The 16163-nt window shown below is 69.6% G+C and carries 18 protein-coding genes; 11 read left to right on the top strand and 7 right to left on the bottom strand.

The genetic code is table 11. The annotated features are described in order from the left end of the window. The 6 genes from M878_RS50670 to M878_RS91530 all read right to left on the bottom strand — a co-directional run bounded on the left by M878_RS50670 (window position 1) and on the right by M878_RS91530 (window position 5510). A complete protein-coding gene (locus tag M878_RS50670; protein ID WP_158692947.1) occupies window positions 1-432 on the bottom strand; it encodes a hypothetical protein in 432 nt (143 codons plus the stop codon). Continuing rightward, a complete protein-coding gene (locus tag M878_RS91545) occupies window positions 429-1379 on the bottom strand; it encodes a replication-relaxation family protein (protein WP_023554030.1) in 951 nt (316 codons plus the stop codon). Before M878_RS91545 ends, M878_RS50670 begins: the two co-directional genes overlap by 4 nt. A 5-nt stretch (window positions 1380-1384) precedes the next feature. After that, window positions 1385-3652, bottom strand: coding sequence for a type IV secretory system conjugative DNA transfer family protein (locus M878_RS91540; protein ID WP_023554029.1), 2268 nt, complete (start codon window positions 3650-3652; stop codon window positions 1385-1387). Further along, complete coding sequence (locus M878_RS50665; RefSeq protein ID WP_023554028.1) at window positions 3649-4137, bottom strand: hypothetical protein; 489 nt, start codon at window positions 4135-4137, stop codon at window positions 3649-3651. The genes M878_RS91540 and M878_RS50665 overlap by 4 nt, the downstream gene beginning before the upstream one ends. Window positions 4138-4431: 294 nt before the next feature. Beyond that, a complete protein-coding gene (locus tag M878_RS91535) occupies window positions 4432-4647 on the bottom strand; it encodes a DUF397 domain-containing protein (RefSeq protein ID WP_031227475.1) in 216 nt (71 codons plus the stop codon). Window positions 4648-4649: 2 nt separating this feature from the next. Further along, window positions 4650-5510, bottom strand: a complete 861-nt coding sequence (locus M878_RS91530; RefSeq protein WP_023554026.1) for a helix-turn-helix domain-containing protein — start codon at window positions 5508-5510, stop codon at window positions 4650-4652. 302 nt (window positions 5511-5812) lie between these two features. On the opposite strand from M878_RS91530, the gene M878_RS91525 reads away from it, so the two are divergent. The 11 genes from M878_RS91525 (at window position 5813) to M878_RS91490 (ending at window position 14060) form a co-directional block, all read left to right on the top strand. After that, window positions 5813-6694, top strand: a complete 882-nt coding sequence (locus tag M878_RS91525) for an ATP-binding protein (RefSeq protein WP_158692946.1) — start codon at window positions 5813-5815, stop codon at window positions 6692-6694. A gap of 127 nt (window positions 6695-6821) precedes the next feature. Then, on the top strand, window positions 6822-7358 hold the full coding sequence (locus M878_RS91520) for a recombinase family protein (RefSeq protein WP_158692945.1): 537 nt from the start codon (window positions 6822-6824) through the stop codon (window positions 7356-7358). Further along, window positions 7355-7477, top strand: coding sequence for a hypothetical protein (locus M878_RS000000101280; protein ID WP_023554022.1), 123 nt, complete (start codon window positions 7355-7357; stop codon window positions 7475-7477). The genes M878_RS91520 and M878_RS000000101280 overlap by 4 nt, the downstream gene beginning before the upstream one ends. A 121-nt stretch (window positions 7478-7598) precedes the next feature. Continuing rightward, window positions 7599-8297 carry an ATP-binding protein gene (locus tag M878_RS91515; RefSeq protein ID WP_245238462.1) on the top strand — a complete coding sequence of 233 codons (699 nt, stop codon included), beginning with the start codon at window positions 7599-7601 and terminating at the stop codon, window positions 8295-8297. Then, window positions 8294-8878 carry a hypothetical protein gene (locus M878_RS91510; protein WP_023554020.1) on the top strand — a complete coding sequence of 195 codons (585 nt, stop codon included), beginning with the start codon at window positions 8294-8296 and terminating at the stop codon, window positions 8876-8878. Before M878_RS91515 ends, M878_RS91510 begins: the two co-directional genes overlap by 4 nt. A 259-nt stretch (window positions 8879-9137) precedes the next feature. Next, window positions 9138-9311, top strand: a complete 174-nt coding sequence (locus M878_RS98145) for a hypothetical protein (protein WP_023554019.1) — start codon at window positions 9138-9140, stop codon at window positions 9309-9311. Window positions 9312-9667: 356 nt separating this feature from the next. After that, entirely contained in the window at window positions 9668-9799 is a 132-nt protein-coding gene (locus tag M878_RS000000101275; protein WP_023554018.1) for a hypothetical protein, read from the top strand. Between the two features lie 77 nt (window positions 9800-9876). After that, window positions 9877-11061: a TfuA-like protein gene (locus tag M878_RS91505; protein WP_023554017.1), complete on the top strand. Its 1185-nt coding sequence runs from the start codon at window positions 9877-9879 to the stop codon at window positions 11059-11061. Then, a complete protein-coding gene (locus tag M878_RS91500; RefSeq protein ID WP_023554016.1) occupies window positions 11058-12206 on the top strand; it encodes a YcaO-like family protein in 1149 nt (382 codons plus the stop codon). Before M878_RS91505 ends, M878_RS91500 begins: the two co-directional genes overlap by 4 nt. After that, entirely contained in the window at window positions 12199-12984 is a 786-nt protein-coding gene (locus M878_RS91495) for a class I SAM-dependent methyltransferase (protein ID WP_023554015.1), read from the top strand. Before M878_RS91500 ends, M878_RS91495 begins: the two co-directional genes overlap by 8 nt. Window positions 12985-13046: 62 nt before the next feature. Beyond that, complete coding sequence (locus tag M878_RS91490; RefSeq protein ID WP_023554014.1) at window positions 13047-14060, top strand: NAD(P)H-dependent glycerol-3-phosphate dehydrogenase; 1014 nt, start codon at window positions 13047-13049, stop codon at window positions 14058-14060. Window positions 14061-14873: 813 nt separating this feature from the next. Here the strand turns inward: M878_RS91490 and M878_RS91485 are convergent. After that, window positions 14874-15992 carry a C40 family peptidase gene (locus M878_RS91485; protein ID WP_023554013.1) on the bottom strand — a complete coding sequence of 373 codons (1119 nt, stop codon included), beginning with the start codon at window positions 15990-15992 and terminating at the stop codon, window positions 14874-14876. Window positions 15993-16163: the final 171 nt, after the last annotated feature.

The following is a 16163-nucleotide window of genomic DNA, read 5'->3' as shown; positions in this document are numbered from 1 at the left end:
TCAACTCCCGTACGTTGTCATGTGGTCGCGCTCATGCTGACAGTGACCGGGGACAGGACCGGCGGGATCCGGAAAGACGAGGAGGTCCTCGAGCCGGCCGCGACCGCCGGTCTGGGCGTGCCAGCCTTCCAGGACGTGCTGGAGGACGAGACGGGCGAGGTGCCGGTACTCCTCGGGGCACTGTTCTCGAGCGCTGAGCCAGCCCAGGTGGCGGGTGTGCGCTTGCAGGGCGATGAGTTCGGTGACGAGCGGGGAGTCCAACTGGGGAAGGCCGTCGACTACCGCCGAGCACGCGTGCGGTGTCGCATAGGGCCTTTCCAGTGTGCGCGTGGCGGCGGCCTGACGGCGTCGTCGGAGCTTGCCGAGCAGCATCGAGAAACCTTTCGCCGTAGGGGCGGGCACGAACGGAGCAGAGGAGACGGAGGCGCTCACGCGGACACCGCCGGGGCCGGAAGGAGGACAGTCGTCGGGGTGTCCGGGCCGAGAAGAGGGGTGACGATGTCGGCGAACGGGCCGTGGCGGGTGAGGAGTTCCAGGCTGGTGACGCCCGCCCGCAGCTGGGCGGCGGCGCGCTGAAGACGGGGATCGGCGGCGGCGAGCGCACGCAGGTCCAGGGCGCGGGTGGCCAGGGTGTGTGTCGGGGCGCCGGTGAGGACAAGCAGGAGCCGGGGGAAGGCGCGGTAGCGCTCACGCCAGGCCTCCTGCACCAGCCCGCCGGCTGTGCTGTGCCGGGCGCCGGGGGCGGGCTGGGGGATGTAGGTGGCGTAGCGGGCGTAGGCGTGGAGCTTGGCAGCTAGGCGGGCCACGGGCATGGTGGCGCGGTCGACCTCGAGGAAGAAGTCGAGCAGCATCCGCTCGCCGCCTCGGGTGGTGTGGGTGTAGTGGAGGACGGCGTCGGGGGTGAGCCAGGCCTCGTCGCCGGAGCGGGTGTTGCCGTCGCGGACGCGGTGGGCGACCTCCATGTCCCAGGACAGGGGACCGCATCCGTCGCCGAGCCGGCGGGCGTGTGCGACGAAGGCCAGCGCGGTGTCGTTGATGGCGAGGGTGTGCTCCTGCACGGCGCTCGCGGCGGCCTGGCTGGTCATCTGGTAGGGGCGTGCGGGAAGTTCGCGGCCGGCTTCGACGGTGGCGGCGCCGAGCGGGGTGATGTACCACAGCAGCTCGCCGGCGCGGCTGTGGCGGCGGCAGGTGGCGTCTGCAAGATCGTGGACCTGGAGCTGTAGCAGTTGCTTGCGTACGTAACGGCTGGTCGTAGCGGTGGGGCGCAGCAGCCGGGTGAGCTGCTCGGCGGTCAGCAGCCGGTGCTGGTAGAGGACGGGCAGCAGCTCCTGGGCGAGGCGGGACAGAGCGCGCGGCCGGGTCAGGGCGGGTGCGGACATGCGGTTCAGCCTTTCTGCGTCGGGTGTGTGGGGCGAGGAAGGCGGTGGACGACGTCGCCGGAGCCCGCGGGGCGCGGCGTGCCGCCGGAGGGGCGGCGGGTGAGGTGGGCGAGGATCGCGTCGTCCAGACGGTCGAGACCGGCGAGGATGTCGCCGACCGGGCGTCGCTGGACGTTGGCGTCGATCGCCTTGTCGAGCGCCTCGAGGCCGTCGGGGTTGTAGTAGTCGGCGAAGACGTCGTCGACCGCGACGCCTTCGACCCGGAACGGGGCGGTGCGCTTGCCGTGCAGCTGGACGGACTGGATGTAGCAGTAGCGGTCGATCTGCTGGATGGTCGCCGGGTCGATGCCGGGCATGCGCTTGGCGACGAAGGCGGCCTCGTCCGCGTCAGCGCCGGTCGCCGACAGCCAGCTCTGGTTCTGCATCAGGGCCTGACGGGTGGTGTCCGACAGCCGCATGACCATCTGCGTCATCCCCACGAACCTCAGCTCGTACTTCCGCAGCTGCTCGAGGATCTTGGCGATGTAGCCGTGTGAGGCGCCGTCTACGCTGGTCAGCTCGTCCACCCAGGACCACATGGTGTGCAACTGGTCGGCGGGCAGTGAGGCGCGGGCCATGCCCTCGCGGAACAGGTCGAACAGCAGCAGCGCGCAGATCAGCTCGTCGCTTTCGCCGGTCCCGGACGGGCACAGGCCGACCACTGCGGAGGTGGCCATCGCCCGGCGCAGGTCGTAGCCGGAGCGGGGCGAGCCGAGGAACGCCCGCAGCGAGCGGGAGCTGCTGAAGCGGTAGAGCACGTTGGTGACGGTGTTCATCGCGTTCGGCTCGACGTTGGCGAACGACCGCGTCCAGTAGCGGCCGGTGGCCTGAGGCAGGTGGGCGAGCACGGCCTTGCGCCAGTCCTCGTCCTCGAGCAGGGTGCTGATCTGGAACACGGTCGGCTGCAACTCGGGGTGGCCATCCTGGATCAGCAGGTGGGACAGCTCAGCCAGGGTGCGCACCGCGTTCGACAGGATCGTGCGTGCCCGTGTGGCACGCTCTCCCCAGCTGTGTGCCGAGGAGATCGCCCCGACCACGGCGCCGACGATCTCCTGGACCTCGTCCAGGCGCCGGCCCTCCATGGACAGTGGGTTCCAGCACGACATCAGATCCTCATCCCGTGCCCGGGACAGGTCGACCTCCCAGATCCGGTCGGCGAGTACGGGATGCGCCAGATATGGCTTGATCCTCAGCCAGGCCGTCCGGTGCGGGTCGAACAGCAGTGCGCCGTCCTCGGCATAGGCCCGGGCAGCGAACTGCACCAGCGCCAGCTCGGTCTTGCCGAACCCGGACTTGCCCAGGGACGACCCGAACAGCACGTCCTTCGCGTACGCGCCCCCCAGCCGGCGTCGGCCGTCCGCTCCGGTCACGTAGCCGAGCGGCAGGACGTCCTTCTGCCCCGTCCAGGTGGGCAGGCCGGCCGGGGCAGGTGAGACCACACCGCCGGTGCGTGTGATGTTCTGCGCGGTGCAGTGCCTGCTGGGCGGCTTCAGCAGCGCGGCCACTTCCTGCCAGGTCACCCACTGCCTGCGCCGGGCTGGGGCGAAGTCCCCGCGCGCAAAGCGCCGGTCGAAGGCGCGGCGGCGCCACCACACATCCGAGTACGGCCGCCACCCGCCCAGGCGCGGGCCCACCGGAACGAGGGCGTTCTGCCCACGCAACGCCTGCAAGGCAGCCATCACCTGATGCAGCCGTGCCCGCGCCCGTGCCGGATGCCGCGCCGTACACCGCACCAGCACCTGCAAAGCGAACACCTGCGCGCCGGGAGCGAACTTGCCGATCCCGTCCGAGAGGTCACTCTGCCGCGGCAGCCGCGCCCCCGCGCCCCCGCTTGTCCGCTTGCCGCTCGGACCATTGAGCACATCCCACACCTGGGAGAGCACACTGCCGCCGCTCCCACCGACCGTCAGCTCTTCCCCGAACGCCGTCGGCCCCCGGCGCGACGCCCGAGCCAGCAGACGCCGGCGCCGCCGCGCCACCGCCGGCCCCGGCACGGGCAACAGGTCGACAATGAGTTCCGCCTCTTCCCCGTCCTCGGTGCGCACCTCGGCGAACGCCGCCGCCACCTGCTCCAGCGGATCCGGATCCAGCACCGGCTTGCCCAAGGGCCAGTGATCCGCCCGCGCCAGCACCAGCTCCGCCCGCGCCACATACAGGCCTCGCGAGACACCAGGCACCGGGGTGGCCTCGGGGACGGCCGCCTGGCCCTGCTTGGACAGAACGACCGCGCTCACCAGCCACCCGCCTGCGGAGACACGCCCTCGAACCGCACCTGCGTCGAGGCACTCCGGGCGGCGTCGACGGGGCGCACCTCCACCTGCCGGTAGCCCGGCATCCGCAGCACGCTCGCCGCCCGCTCCGGGCCCTCCCACCCGTAGTGCAACTGGCTCTCCGGCCCGGCCCAGACACGGATCCGCACCGCGCCCGCCCGCTTCGGTACACCCCCAGCGGCCGCTCGCGCCCCGTCGAGCCGTGCCGCAGCCTGCCCGATGTCCCCCATCTGCGGATCGAACGTCACCGCCGGAACCAGCTCGAACCGGGCCCGGCGCTCCAGCTCCCGCACGGCTCGGCGCCGCCACCAGGCCGCCGACGCAGCCCAGATGATCAGCACCGCCCCGGCTGCCCCGGCCAGCCAGCCGACGTGTTCCACAACGGCGCCGAGCACGAGCACAAAACCGTGCACCACCCCCGGCGCCTGCGGCACCACATCACCCACCACGAGCCTCTCCCTCCTCGGGAAGGCGGCCTTGTGCCGCCCTCACCCACAGAAGGGGAGGTGCCGCTGGGCAGATGTGACAGCCAAGCCGGGAAATTTCCGAGACCCGGTCCGCCAGCACCGCCCGTCATGCAGCGAGTTCGCCCTGGGCGGTGCGAAGACCACCGACACTGACTCTCATCCGCGCAGAGAAGGCCGGCGAGCGATCCGGGCTGGCTAGGTGGGCGACCAGAGTTGCACGGCATCTGTGCACGACAAAGGGGCTGCCCCGCTGGGGCAGCCCCTTGCATGTTCGTTTCAGACAGTCCCGGTGACCAGCCCGGCGACGAGCGCGGTGAAGGCATGTGTGTCTACGAGCAGATGCGGGCCCGCATGCACCTTGGAGTCCCGCACAGCCATCCGACCCTGCGGTGCGTGCGCGACTTCGACGCAGGCACCTTGCTCGGAGCTGTACGAGCTCTTCCACCAGGCCAAGGTGTCGGCGCCGAGCGCAGTCTGGGCGGGATGGTTCATGATCATTTCTCCTCTGCGGCTAGAGATCTCACGAGCGCCGCGGACTCCTCGGGGTCGAGCGCACCCGCCCGGAGGCGGTCGAAGGTGTCGGCAAGGACGCGGACTTGTTTGTCCTTCTCCAGGAAGGCGTTCCCGCCGGGCGAATCGACGTAGCCGATCCGCGGGTCGGCGGGGCCGAATTCCAGCAAGCTGAACGAACCACGCAGGCCAGGGTGCACGTCCTTGGGGCGGTAGACCTGAAGTGTGACGTTCGTGCGTGCGGTCCACTCGGCGAGGGCGTCGAGCTGGGCCCGCATGACGTCGGCGCCGCCCAGCGGCCGATGCAACACCGACTCGTCGATCACGGCCCAGAGTTCGAGGGGGTCCTTCTCCTGCGTGAGGCGGGTTTGGCGCTGCATGCGTGCCTTGACGAGCCGGTCAACCTCGTCGGTGGAGAGGCGAGGCAGTGACGAGACGACCGCTCGCGCGTAGTCCGCAGTCTGCAGAAGGCCGGGCACGAAACCGAGTTCCCAGCATTGCAGGGCGCGGGCGTCGTACTCCAGCCCGACGTAAACCCCCAGACCGCTCGGCAAGACCTCTTCGTACTCGGCCTGTTCCCACCAGCCGACTTCGGCGGCCGTCTTGTGCAGGGTAAGGATCGCGGTCCGTTCGTCTTCGTCGGTGACGCGGTACAGATCGAGAAGGCTGCGCATCTCCATTTGCTTGGCCAGGCCCTGGCCCCGCTCCAGACGAGAGATCTTCGAAGTGGAGCATTCCAGGTGGTTGGCTGCCGCGAGCTGGTCGAGGCCTGCGCGCTCGCGCAGTCGTCGCAGCTCGCTGCCCAGGCGCCGCCGTCGCACGGTGGGCCCGTTCGGATCGCTCACCCCTCGCCCTCCCCGCCTGCGCTGTCGTAGTGGGTTTGCCCGGTGCAAGTGTGCCTCATCGCGTGTACGGCCGTCAGTCACGCCCCATCACCCTTCTCGGAGGTCCCACGTCAGGGGACGATTTCTCAGCTGGGCTTGCCTCATGGGATTGCATGGAGGATTCTAATTGGGCTTGCACTACGCGATGTAACGCTGCGATGTCACAGGGTTGATCGAATGGGGGCGGAGCTTTGTCCACGAACCGGCCTGCGGCCGCCGACCTGCACACGTGCGCTTTCGCCCCGTTGTCGATGGCAGCAGCCATGACCGGACAGCCCACATCTGGACTTCAGACCGATGCTCCCGCCGTCGTTTGGGGAGACCTGCCCGTACCGCCTCTAGGTGATACGGCCAGCGACAGCGCGAGCGTCGTGCTCTACACGTGTGCGTTCGACTCACAGATAGCGAACCGTGCGCTGGCGGTCCTCCACGACTTCGCCGCCCGGCGGGGCTGGAATGTCGTGCACGACCTGTACGACCTGGCCGCGCTCGACACCCCTCGTCAGCGCCGGACCGGTTGGCGCACCGTCGAACATGAGTTGACCAGCGGCGCCGCGACGGGAGTCGTCGCCCCCGCCGAGCAGGAGATCGCTTGGTATCCGGGGGACCGCATCGCCTTACGTGTCTGGCTGCTGGGTATCCCGGCGTTCGCTGTGTACCCGCAGGCCGGATCCTGCCTGCGCACGCCCGACGTGGCAGGTGCCGTCGCGCTGCCTTCCGGTGCCGGCGCGCCTGTCGATCGCCAGCTGTCCCGCTCGTATCGACTCAACCTGGCCGGCCTGCGCCAGGTGAGGACGGACGCCATCACCCGTCTCACGGTTCTGGGCTGGCCCGGGAACATCATGGCGGCGGTCCGCGTCCTCGCGATTCTCACGGCCAATGCCGTCGTCCATGCCAATACCGACAGCGGGACCGATGCGCGGATGACCGTGGTCCTGGCGGTGACGGAGGACGACGAACTGCGCATCGACGTTCAGGATCCGTCTCCTGAGTTCCGCGACAGTGCGGCGGCGCTCAACGGTGAGAAGGGGCGCGGCCTGCGGGAGGCGCGCCTGCTCGGGGCGGAGGTGACCTGGAGCCTGGCCGAGGACGGGCGCACCAAGACGGTCCGAGCCCGCATGGTGCCGGGGGAGGTGCCCGCATGACCAACCTTCTCGGCCCCGTCGGCGTTGCTCTCGTGTACTCCGTGCGCCCTGTGCACCGCCCGGTCCTCATGGCGCGGCTACAGGACGAGGAGAGCCGGCGCTTCGCCGAGTTGTGCAGGAGGGCCTCATGAGGCTTCAGCCCGTTCCGGCCGACGAACTCGACGAGTCGTGGCTGAGGTGGAGGCCTGTGGAGCCCCGGTTCCGTCCGACCCCTGGTGGCAGGCTGACCGCCTTACGACGCAGCGTCTTCGAGAATGCCCTCGCCGCCATCAAACCCGGCCGTCCCATCAAGGTGACCACCTACGTCTTCGCGGACCTGGGAGTGGACACCGACGGCACGCATGCCCTCCTGGCGGAGCATGCGCGCGAGCGTGGGTGGAGCGTCGATCGAGAGCGCTTCACCGACGAACCGACGGGTGGCTCAGCCTCCACCCGTCCTCAGTTCAACCTTGCGGTCCGCCGTGCCGGGTCGGGCTTCGTCGACGGCGTCCTCGCGCTGGGACGCGATTCCATGCCCAGCACTGACGAGGCCTACGAGGCGTACCTGCATTGGCTGCACCGCCACTACGCCTTCATCGCTTTCCTCCAGCCGACCACAGGGAGAACTCAGTGGCGCCAGAACGCCGGCAACGTCACCAGCGACCACGGAGGGCGCCGCTCATGACCTCACCGAAGCCGCCGCTGCGGACCCGGATCACCGAAGCGGTCATCACGATCGCGCTGGTCAGCCTCGTGGTCCTCGCCTTCGGTATCGCGCTCGTCCACACGCTTCAGAGCCACTGAGGCGAGGAGCAGGCAGTGCACGCCGTGGCCTTCCGCCGTTGCCGATGCCGAACCGGTGCTCACGCACCGGGAGGCCCGTCTCTGACGCTCGCTCACCAGTCCCCCCAGAGGAGGTCGTGCCATGCGCACAGCGCACGCCGACGACCTGGATTCGTCCCTCATGCACCCGCAGACCCCTCGGGCTGCTTCAAGCGCGCGCACGGCGAAAGGGCGCTCGGTGAGTGACACCATGCTCAGGAACCGTCATCGTCGTGCAGTTCGGGTGCTGGAGGCGGACGACGGCACGCCGGTGGTCACCGACGTGCTGCCGCGTGAGCCCGGCTCCGTGCCGAAGGCCCGCCAGCTCGTGAGGGAGGCCCTGGTGGCCTGGGAGCTGACGCATCTCACGGACGCGGCCGAGCTGATCATCTCCGAACTGAGCGCCAACGCCGTTCAGCACACTCGGTACCCGGTGTTCCGGGTCAAGGTGCAGCGCTGCCACGACGGCCGCGTACGACTGGCCGTGATCGACAAGAGCACGGCCGAACCGGTGCTGCGCCCCATGGACGACGAGGCTGAAGAAGGCCGGGGTCTGGCCCTGGTTGCCGCAGTCGCCCACGAGTGGGGGATTGACCCTCTGGGGTGGGGCAAACGCGTCTGGGCCGACCTGGAGGTGCCGGAGCCTTCTGAGCAGCACCATCGGCAGTGGCAGCCGGATGAGGTGCGTATGTGGCACACCCACCGTGCCCAGGCTCTCTATCTCCTGGTCCTGCTGGCCGTGATGGGTGCCCTCGTGATCCTCATCATGCACGGCCACCAGACGGAAGGGGGCATCCGGTGAGCACCCATACGGTGATGGCCGCGCCGTCCCTCCCGAGGCCGCGCTCTGCACCTGCTCAGGAGCTGACGGCCGCCGCCGTGGGGCCGGTGCCCTACAACTGGCTGGAGCCCACCGGGCGCCGGGACCAAGTCCTGACGGCATGGGGCCGCCGGCAGTTGGCCGAAGTCCCCGTGGGCCTGTCCTTCGACACCATTCTCGTGCCTGGTGCCCTGGCCCGGGACGTCCTCGACCGTGTGCGTGCGGCGGGAATCCACCCCGGCCCAGTCATCCTCGGACCGTCCGGCGCCGAGGTCATCATCCGCCTGGACTCCGCACCCGGCTGGTGTGCGCCAAACTCCCTGCTCCTCCGGCGCGGCGCCCTGCTTCTCCTGCCGCCTCCAACCGTCCATGTACCGAAGATGATGGCCGCCCGCAGCTGGCTCATACCGCCTGCCCAACGCGAGGCGAGCGTCCCGCCGGGGGACGGATTGCCCTCCGGTGATGACCTTCTGCGGCCGTACCTCGCGGCAGTCCAGGCCGCTGCGGCCGCTGTCCGTCTCGCGGATCCAGGGAGCCCCAGTGCTGATCGAATGGACCGTTGACGAGTGCTGGCGCTGCGATACCCCAGGCGTGCCCGTGACATGGGTGGGCCCGGTCCAGTGGGACGGAGAGCACGGCCCGTTCCGCTTGTGCGAGCCATGCCTGACCGCGATAGAGCGCAAGGCCCAGGCCCATTTCGCGCGCCGTACGTTCCAACGCTCGGGCCCCCTGGTCACCTTGCGCCATCACGAACCGCCTACTGACCCCGTCATCTTGATGAGGAGCCCGATGGAATCGCCTTCGCCTTCGCGTGCTCAGTACGTGTCGATCGTTCTCACCGGCCTCGGAATCCTGGCGCACGCCGACGGCCGGACCGGCCGGGAGGCCTGGCGGATCATGCGCCGTCGGCACCCGCGCCTCACCTGGGCCGTCACCACCGCCTACGCGCTGGTGGTCGGCCTCGCCGTCACGGTAGTGGCCCGCCTGGTGACCTGACGTGCCCGAGACATCCGCCCGGCGTGAGCAGACCAGGAGCCATGGCTGGCTGGGCGTGTTGATGAGCGGCAGCCACCGGGACTCTCTTCCCCCGTTCGTGCCTGGGCGAGGCTGCGCCGGAGGAGTCGGCAGCGGCCCTCCGTACGAACTGACTCATCCCGTTCCCCGGGCTCACCGGATGTCCACAGGGGACGGCCATGAACACCGCTTCCGGGCCGCTCGCCGATGACGGGCCGGGCATCGGGAAGCGGGCAGGACCCCGGCGCCGACGCGCCAGAAGGCCGACGCCGGGTGCAGGACCCGGAAGACGAAGTGTCCTCCGGGCGGACCCAACTATCAGCGAAGTGAGGATGCCCATGTCCAAGGCACAGGAAGCAGCACAGTCGACGGCGGTCGTCGCCGACGGCACCGACGTCGAAGAGCTGGTGGATACCTCGGCCGTTGTGCGGTCCGAGGACGTCGAGCAGGACGAGTGCTACACCTTCTGATCCGGGCTCGAAGGGCGTCCGGCCACCGTGGTGGCCGGACGCCCGCTCATCTGCGCGTCCCCCATCCTGGAGATCACGTGATCCACGTCTTCACCGGGCCTACGCTGAGCCCGGACGAACCAGCCCTGAAGGCCCCGGACTTACGGCTACGGCCGCCGATCCGGCACGGAGACCTATTCGATCCACAGATCACGGTCGGCGACACCGTCGTCATCATCGACGGCGTCTACCACCATTCGCCGGCCGTCCGGCACAAGGAGATCATCTGGACACTCGGCCGGGGCATCCGCGTCATCGGCGCGGCGAGCATCGGCGCTCTACGGGCAGCCGAACTGTCCGATTGCGGCATGATCGGCATCGGTTCGGTCTGGCACGACTACAACACCGGCCTGCTCGACGGCGACGACGAGGTGGCCGTCGCGCAGTTGGCGGGCGGTGACCCGCGGGCCTGCACGTGGCCGTTGGTCAGGGTGCGCCAGGTCCTCAGCCACGCCCTCCGCAAGAACGTCGTCGACGCCGCCCAAGCCGACCGGCTGCTCGGCACGCTCGCCGACGTGTACTACGCGCACCGATCGCTGGATGCGGTCATGCGGGTCAGCCGGCGAGAGAACCTGCCCGAATTCGCCGACTGGCTGACGCACGAGCTGGCCACCGACGAGCACTTCGGCGACGTGAAGCGGCAGGACGCCCTGGACGCCCTCGACCTGGCGCGCGAGATGGCCAAGACCCCGGCCGAACCGGTGGAGGGCCTGACGTGGACGACGCGATGCTTTCGGCAGTGGGCCAACGCCTTCGCCGCGCTCGACACAGAGCACGGCCGGCTCCGCACTCTGGAGCGGGTGACCTTCCAGCAGATCTTCGACCCCCGGTTCAAGCAGGTGTGGTGGGAGTACCTCATCAGCCTCGGCACAAGCGACCTGCCCTGGACCGTCGCCTGCGCAGTGATCAACCCCCGCGTGGACCTGTCCGACGAACAGACCGCAGCCCGGTTGCTGATCCGAGAGACGCCAACCGACCGCACCGACGTCGCTCGGTACTCGGCCGTCAACGACCAGGCCCGCGAGGCGAACCGCGGCTTCTTCCCAGAGGCCATCAAGGAGAGCGTGGTGCGCGACATGCTGGCCGCAGTGTGGGGAACGGGCCCGGACGGACTGGAAGAGGAGGCGTGGGTGCGCGGCCTGCACGGCGTCCGCGAAGCCGTCGACGCAGCGCGGCCGTTCGTGCTCGGCTTCCTCAAGGATCAGGAGGCGGCCCGCCGATGACCTCGATCACCCTGACTGGCACCGTCCGCACCCGCACCTCCGAGGAGACCTGGGAGGCGTTGAAGCCACACATCGCACGGCTCGGCATCAGCCGCGTTGCCCGGCTCACCGGCCTCGACTACCTCGGCATCCCAGTGTGGACGGCCGTACGGCCCAACGCTCACACCCTGGTCACCTCTCAGGGCAAGGGAGCCACCGACACCCTTGCCAAGATCTCCGCAGTCCTGGAGTCCGCCGAACTCTTCCACGCAGAGCAGCCGTTGAAGGCGGACATCCGCGCGACGCACCGCGACCTGGACCTGCCGTACCCGATGCACGCACTGCCTGTGAAGATCGACCATCCGGCGCTGGCTGATGTCGCGCTGGACTGGGTCACCGGCCACAGCCTGCTCTCCGCAGAGCCGGTGCTCGTCCCGGCCGACGTCGTACGGCGCAAGACCCACCCCAGCGCGGCGGAACCGGAAGTCTTCCACGTCACCAGCAACGGTCTGGCCTGCGGTAACACGCTGCCCGAAGCCACCTTGCACGCACTGCTGGAGACGATCGAACGCGACGTACTGCACCACGACTACGTCAGCGGCAGCCAGCTGCGCACGCTGGTCGACCCGGTCACCGTGACCGACCCGTACTGCCGCAGCCTGGTCGACCGGTTCACGAGCGCCGGCATGTGGCTCGAGATCGCCTTCGTGGACAACAGGTACGGCGTGCCGGTGTGCGCCGCCTACATCTGGTCCGAGGACTACCCGATCACCTTCGCCGGATCCGGCTGCCACTTCGACCCGCAGATCGCACTGTCCCGCGCGCTCACCGAGGCCGCGCAGTCCCGGCTGACGTGCATCGCCGGTACCCGGGACGATCTCGACGTCCACGAGAACGCCTTCGCCGCCGACCCCGAACGGCCCGCACCGGCGGACATCCCGGTCGGCGACTGGAGCAGCCTGACGCACCAGTTCCAGCCGGAAGACGATGACCTCGGACAGCACCTCCAGGCCATCACAGCCCGAGTCGCCTCCACCACCGGGTACGAGCCGATCGCCTTCCCCCTGCACGACTCGCCGGCGTACGCGGCCGTCAAGGTCGTCAGCCCCGGCCTGGAGATGCGCATCATCCGGTCCATCCCCCGCGCGGGGAGCCGCCGTGGATAGCCCCCACTTCACCGAACGGGAACAGCGGCTCGCCGCCGTGTACGACAAACTGCACGAGGCCCGTGGAACCGCCACCATCGTCAGCGACCTGTACGCACAGGCCATGGGCGATACCTACCCGTACGAGGTCGAGGCGGCCGGCGCAGTCGACTGGCCTCTCCTCGGCACGATGGTGGGAACGCTGCGTCTGGCGCCCGGGCATCAGCTTGTGGATCTCGGCTGCGGCACCGGCGGTGTCGGCCTGTGGCTGGCCCGCGCGCTCGCCGTGCACCTGACCGGCGTCGACATCTCCGCCACGGCCGTGCGTCGGGCCACCGGCCGCGTGCCCGAGTTCCTCCCGGCCGGACGCGCCAGGTTCCTGGTGGGCTCGCTACGTGCGACCGGGCTGCCCGACCGCCACGCCCACGGCCTGGTGTGCGTGGACGCACTGGGCTTCGAACCCGACCGGACGGCTGTCCTGAAGGAGATCCACCGCGTCCTGCGGCCCGGCGGCCGCGCCGTCGTCACCTCCGCCCGCCGGCGCACGAACCCGGTCCTGCCGCCGTGGCCCGAGCAAGCGGTAGCCGCCGGTCTGGCCTGCGAAGGGGAGCAGGAACGCCTCCACGAGCCGCAGCTGTGGCAGCGCCTCTACCGGCTCTGGATCGAGCACGAGACCGACCTGCGCAAGCAGCTCGGTGACGAGCAGGCCGAGAGCATGCTCTTGGAGGCGCGGACACGTGGCTTGATGCTCGATGACCGCTGTGCGCTCGCCGTTACATTGAGGCGCCCCAAGGAGTGAACATCCCCGTGACCAGGGCGCGCTGCCCCCGATACGGGCTGATCTGCAAGGAGATTCACCGCATGTCCCGTGTCGCTGTCTACGGAGCCGGCTCCTGGGGGACCGCGTTCTCCCTCGTCCTCGCCGACGCCGACTGCGAGGTCACGCTGTGGGGCCGCCGCCCGGCCCTGGTCGAGGCGATCAACGAGACCCGCAGCAATCCTGACTACCTGCCGGACGTGACGCTGCCAGCGAACGTGAAGGCCACGTCCGACCCGGCCGAAGCTGCGCGCGGCGCCGACATCGCCGTTCTTGCGGTCTCCGCCCAGAGCGCCCGCCCGCTCCTGGACGCTTGGCAGGCGCTCTGGGAGCCGCGCACGGTGTTCGTGTCGCTGATGAAGGGCATCGAGCTGGGCACCGGCAAGACGATGAGCGAGGTCATCGCCGAGACGACGAGCGCGAGGCCAGAGCGGATCGCCGTGGTGTCCGGACCGAACCTGGCCGGAGAGATCGTCGCCCGGAAACCGGCCGCGAGTGTCGCCGCCTGCACCGACGAGGACACGGCCGCGCTCGTCCAGGCCGCCTGCCGCACGCCGTACTTCCGGCCGTACACGAACACCGACGTGATCGGCTGCGAACTCGGCGGCGCCATCAAGAACGTCATCGCCCTGGCCGTCGGCCTCACCGACGGCATGGGACTCGGCGACAACGCCAAAGCAGGGCTGATGACTCGCGGACTCGCCGAGGCGACCCGGCTCGGCGCCGCGATGGGTGCTGACCCGCTTACCCTCGCCGGCCTTGCCGGGATGGGAGATCTGATCGCCACCTGCTCGTCGACACTGTCGAGGAACCACACCTTCGGCGCCCACCTCGGCCGTGGCCTGAGCGTCCAAGAGGCCAAAACGCAGACCAGGCAGACCGCCGAAGGAGTCGCCTCCTGCAAGGCGATCTACGACCTCGGGCGACGCCACCACATCGAGATGCCGATCACCGAAACCGTCGTCGACATCATCCACAACGGCCAAAGCCCGCAGAGCGCAGTCCGCACCCTTATGTCTCGCGCGGTCAAGCCAGAGGCCCGCACAGCTAGTCGCTGAGGGCAACAACGCAGAGTGACCATGGCCGACAGTCAGAGGCAAGGTCGTGCGGACCGGGCAGCGCGTACTCCGGGTCCCGAAGGGCCTCGATTGACCGGTCCGTCGTGCATGCCCAACGGCCACGGCCCACGCCTTCATCCGCTGCCTTACCACCCACGATCTTGGTCACCAGTCCTCGGCCACGCATCCGTGACCGGTGACCAAGTCGTGGCCAGTCGCCCGCTGGCGCCGGTGGCCGCTGTTCGGGCTGATGAGTGTCAAGTCATCGGAATGGCAGCGCGGTACGGATACCCAACCCCTTGCCCCGCCTGGATACCCACTCCGCAAGCTGTGGATACCCGCAGGTCATGGCATGGGTATCCGTGTGGTGCGCAGTATGAAATCGCGTCGGCGTTGCCCGGGAAGGGACGGCTGCCAATCGGGGCGGCCATGGGGCGGTGACCGCTTCCAGTCGTGGCGGCCACCGGCCATGGCCGGACAAGCGCCGGCCGTGACCGGCCACAGCCGTGTGCGGCCGCCGGTGGCCGGATGGCCGGGACCGAGGGCCGGTCATGCGTAGCGGCCACTGGCCGTCGCCGTGGCCGATCGGCCAACTGACCAAAGACGCGCGTGTGCGTGGCCGGTGCGTGACGCGTCGGCCAGCGCCCGTCGACGCCTCGGCGACATCACGAAAAGTCACTGTCTGCAACAGTGCTGCGGAGTCGGTGAGCACGGCCAGGGCTCTTGGATCCTGTCGGTGAGGATGCCCCGCCTGCCGGCGGCAGACCGATGACAGACCGGCCGGACGATGACACGTGAAGTCGGAACCTGCCGTTACAGGACGCGCCTGACGTCCCAGTCGTATCGGGTCCAGTAGCCCGTTGAGACGACGGTGGTCTCTACATTTTTGCCCGGGCGGGGTGCGTTGACCATCTGGCCGCCTCCTAGGTAGAGGCCGACGTGTCCCCAGTTGCCGTCGTTGTTGAAGACGATCAGGTCGCCGGGCTGCATCTGGTCGCGGGAGACGCTGGTTCCGACGGTGCGCATCTCCTGGGAGGTGCGGGGCAGGGTGATGTGGGCGCCTTGGTAGAAGGCGTAGACCATCAGGCCGGAGCAGTCGAAGCCGCCGCCTGTGGGGCCGTTGATGTCGCCGCCGCCCCACACGTATGGGATGCCCTGTTCCTTGAGCGCGGCCGCGATGACGGCACCGGCGTTCCCGCTGACGTCGGTGGTGCCGGTGGTGACGTTGGGGGCGAGCGTGTCGTACTGGTGGATGTAGCCGATGACCTTGTCCGCGTACTGGCCGGAGTGGTTGTAGCGCAGGATCGCCTGGCGTAGTTGGGCGTCGTTGCTCAGGTCGCTGGGGCCGGTGCCGCACAGGTACACGGCGGTGGTCAGGGCGGCGTCGAAGGCGTTGTTGGGGTTCTTGATGCCGTCGTTGTTGCCGTCTTGGCCGATGCTTTCCCAGGTGGAGGGCAGGAACTGCATGGGGCCGACCGCGCGGTCGTATTGGGTGTCGCCGTCGTAGCGGCCGTGGTCGGTGTCGCGGACGGGGGTGGTGTTGCCGCCGGTGCCGCTGCCGTCGAGCCGGGGCCCGATGATGGGCGGTGTGATGTCGCCGCCTGCGGCGATCGTGTGGCCGGCGGCGTGGGTGGATTCGACCTCGCCGATTCCGGCGACCACCGACCAGCGCATCCCTGTGCACTTCGGGCGCAGTGTGGTGACCTGCTGGGCGGCGCGGCCGTAGGCGGCGAGCATGACCGCGTCCACCCCGTCCACCTTGGCGGGCATCCCTTGGCCGGTCAGAGCCGTACCGTCGCCACCTTCGTCCTGGTGTTCGGCGGCTCCGCCGGCCACGGCGGCGACGAACAGGATGCAGATGCCCAGGACGACGGCGAGGGGCGCGAGCACTGTGCCGGAGGCGAGCAGGGTCTTCTTTGTCGTGGAGGTCACGGGCGGCGACCGCCTCGACGGCGGGGCGCGGGACGCGGACCAGGCACCGCGGGCGGGGTGGCTGCGCGGTTGCGGATGCGGTGCAGCCGCATCTGCAGCGCCGCCTGGGCCGGGCTGGCGGCCGGCTGCGGTACGCGTGGCGGAACCGGACGGCGCCGGGCCGGGGCAGGC

The organism is Streptomyces roseochromogenus subsp. oscitans DS 12.976 (genome assembly GCF_000497445.1).
GTDB classification, from domain to species: Bacteria; Actinomycetota; Actinomycetes; order Streptomycetales; family Streptomycetaceae; genus Streptomyces; species Streptomyces oscitans.
Note: the sequence above shows the minus strand (reverse complement) of the source record. Positions and strands in the feature narration are given on the sequence as shown.

Coding starts and splice junctions, on each gene's coding strand:
- M878_RS91545 (WP_023554030.1), bottom strand. CDS start 1,379: ATGTCCGCACCCGCCCTGACCCGGCCGCGCGCTCTGTCCCGCCTCGCC.
- M878_RS91535 (WP_031227475.1), bottom strand. CDS start 4,647: ATGAACCATCCCGCCCAGACTGCGCTCGGCGCCGACACCTTGGCCTGG.
- M878_RS91525 (WP_158692946.1), top strand. CDS start 5,813: ATGACCGGACAGCCCACATCTGGACTTCAGACCGATGCTCCCGCCGTC.
- M878_RS91520 (WP_158692945.1), top strand. CDS start 6,822: ATGAGGCTTCAGCCCGTTCCGGCCGACGAACTCGACGAGTCGTGGCTG.
- M878_RS000000101280 (WP_023554022.1), top strand. CDS start 7,355: ATGACCTCACCGAAGCCGCCGCTGCGGACCCGGATCACCGAAGCGGTC.
- M878_RS91515 (WP_245238462.1), top strand. CDS start 7,599: ATGCGCACAGCGCACGCCGACGACCTGGATTCGTCCCTCATGCACCCG.
- M878_RS000000101275 (WP_023554018.1), top strand. CDS start 9,668: ATGTCCAAGGCACAGGAAGCAGCACAGTCGACGGCGGTCGTCGCCGAC.
- M878_RS91500 (WP_023554016.1), top strand. CDS start 11,058: ATGACCTCGATCACCCTGACTGGCACCGTCCGCACCCGCACCTCCGAG.
- M878_RS91490 (WP_023554014.1), top strand. CDS start 13,047: ATGTCCCGTGTCGCTGTCTACGGAGCCGGCTCCTGGGGGACCGCGTTC.